Below are 2,976 nucleotides of genomic sequence, written 5' to 3'. Positions count from 1 at the left end.
CTTCGGCGTTGTAAGGTTAAGCCTCACGGTTCATTAGTATCGGTTAGCTCAACGCATCGCTGCGCTTACACACCCGACCTATCAACGTCGTCGTCTTCAACGTTCCTTCAGGACCCTTAAAGGGTCAGGGAGAACTCATCTCGGGGCAAGTTTCGTGCTTAGATGCTTTCAGCACTTATCTTTTCCGCATTTAGCTACCGGGCAGTGCCATTGGCATGACAACCCGAACACCAGTGATGCGTCCACTCCGGTCCTCTCGTACTAGGAGCAGCCCCCCTCAATTCTCCAGCGCCCACGGCAGATAGGGACCGAACTGTCTCACGACGTTCTAAACCCAGCTCGCGTACCACTTTAAATGGCGAACAGCCATACCCTTGGGACCTACTTCAGCCCCAGGATGTGATGAGCCGACATCGAGGTGCCAAACACCGCCGTCGATATGAACTCTTGGGCGGTATCAGCCTGTTATCCCCGGAGTACCTTTTATCCGTTGAGCGATGGCCCTTCCATTCAGAACCACCGGATCACTATGACCTGCTTTCGCACCTGCTCGAGCCGTCACTCTCGCAGTCAAGCTAGCTTATGCCATTGCACTAACCTCCTGATGTCCGACCAGGATTAGCTAACCTTCGTGCTCCTCCGTTACTCTTTGGGAGGAGACCGCCCCAGTCAAACTACCCACCAGACACTGTCCGCAACCCGGATCACGGGTCTACGTTAGAACACCAGCCATTAAAGGGTGGTATTTCAAGGACGGCTCCACGCAGACTGGCGTCCACGCTTCAAAGCCTCCCACCTATCCTACACATCAAGGACCAGTGTTCAGTGTCAAGCTATAGTAAAGGTTCACGGGGTCTTTCCGTCTTGCCGCGGGTACACTGCATCTTCACAGCGAGTTCAATTTCACTGAGTCTCGGGTGGAGACAGCCTGGCCATCATTACGCCATTCGTGCAGGTCGGAACTTACCCGACAAGGAATTTCGCTACCTTAGGACCGTTATAGTTACGGCCGCCGTTTACCGGGGCTTCGATCAAGAGCTTCGCGTTGCCGCTAACCCCATCAATTAACCTTCCGGCACCGGGCAGGCGTCACACCGTATACGTCCACTTTCGTGTTTGCACAGTGCTGTGTTTTTAATAAACAGTTGCAGCCAGCTGGTATCTTCGACTGATTTCAGCTCCACCCGCAGGGGCTTCACCTACATATCAGCGTGCCTTCTCCCGAAGTTACGGCACCATTTTGCCTAGTTCCTTCACCCGAGTTCTCTCAAGCGCCTTGGTATTCTCTACCTGACCACCTGTGTCGGTTTGGGGTACGATTTCGTGTTACCTGATGCTTAGAGGCTTTTCCTGGAAGCAGGGCATTTGTTACTTCAGCACCGTAGTGCCTCGTCATCACACCTCAGCGTTAAAAAACGACCGGATTTACCTAATCGTTCCGCCTACATGCTTAAACCGGGACAACCGTCGCCCGGCTAACATAGCCTTCTCCGTCCCCCCTTCGCAGTAACACCAAGTACAGGAATATTAACCTGTTTCCCATCGACTACGCCTTTCGGCCTCGCCTTAGGGGTCGACTCACCCTGCCCCGATTAACGTTGGACAGGAACCCTTGGTCTTCCGGCGAGCGGGCTTTTCACCCGCTTTATCGTTACTTATGTCAGCATTCGCACTTCTGATACCTCCAGCATGCCTCACAGCACACCTTCAACGGCTTACAGAACGCTCCCCTACCCAACAACGCATAAGCGTCGCTGCCGCAGCTTCGGTGCATGGTTTAGCCCCGTTACATCTTCCGCGCAGGCCGACTCGACCAGTGAGCTATTACGCTTTCTTTAAATGATGGCTGCTTCTAAGCCAACATCCTGGCTGTCTGTGCCTTCCCACATCGTTTCCCACTTAACCATGACTTTGGGACCTTAGCTGGCGGTCTGGGTTGTTTCCCTCTTCACGACGGACGTTAGCACCCGCCGTGTGTCTCCCGTGATAACATTCTTCGGTATTCGTAGTTTGCATCGGGTTGGTAAGCCGGGATGGCCCCCTAGCCGAAACAGTGCTCTACCCCCGAAGATGAGTTCACGAGGCGCTACCTAAATAGCTTTCGGGGAGAACCAGCTATCTCCCGGTTTGATTGGCCTTTCACCCCCAGCCACAAGTCATCCGCTAATTTTTCAACATTAGTCGGTTCGGTCCTCCAGTTAGTGTTACCCAACCTTCAACCTGCCCATGGCTAGATCACCGGGTTTCGGGTCTATACCCTGCAACTTAACGCCCAGTTAAGACTCGGTTTCCCTTCGGCTCCCCTATACGGTTAACCTTGCTACAGAATATAAGTCGCTGACCCATTATACAAAAGGTACGCAGTCACACCACGAAGGTGCTCCCACTGCTTGTACGTACACGGTTTCAGGTTCTTTTTCACTCCCCTCGCCGGGGTTCTTTTCGCCTTTCCCTCACGGTACTGGTTCACTATCGGTCAGTCAGGAGTATTTAGCCTTGGAGGATGGTCCCCCCATATTCAGACAGGATACCACGTGTCCCGCCCTACTCTTCGAGTTCACAACCTGTGTGCTTTCGTGTACGGGACTGTCACCCTGTACCGTGCGACTTTCCAGACGCTTCCACTAACACACAAGCTGATTCAGACTCTGGGCTGCTCCCCGTTCGCTCGCCGCTACTGGGGGAATCTCGGTTGATTTCTTTTCCTCGGGGTACTTAGATGTTTCAGTTCCCCCGGTTCGCCTCGTTAACCTATGTATTCAGTTAACGATAGTGCAACGAATTGCACTGGGTTTCCCCATTCGGACATCGCCGGGTCAAAGGTTCATATCACCTCGCCGGCGCTTTTCGCAGATTAGCACGTCCTTCATCGCCTCTGACTGCCAGGGCATCCACCGTGTACGCTTAGTCGCTTAACCTCACAACCCGAAGATGTTTCACTTCTGATTGCGAAAATTTGAGAGACTCGAACACACC

General features: G+C 53.2%; 1 rRNA gene. It reads right to left on the bottom strand.

From position 1 onward, the window contains the following. Positions 1 to 12 precede the first annotated feature (12 nt). Positions 13 to 2,918, bottom strand: a 23S ribosomal RNA gene (locus F0319_RS18785). Positions 2,919 to 2,976 lie beyond the last annotated feature (58 nt).

It is taken from the genome of Enterobacter vonholyi (assembly GCF_008364555.1).
Lineage (GTDB): Bacteria > Pseudomonadota > Gammaproteobacteria > Enterobacterales > Enterobacteriaceae > Enterobacter > Enterobacter vonholyi.
This window is presented reverse-complemented; position numbering and strand designations above follow the sequence as displayed.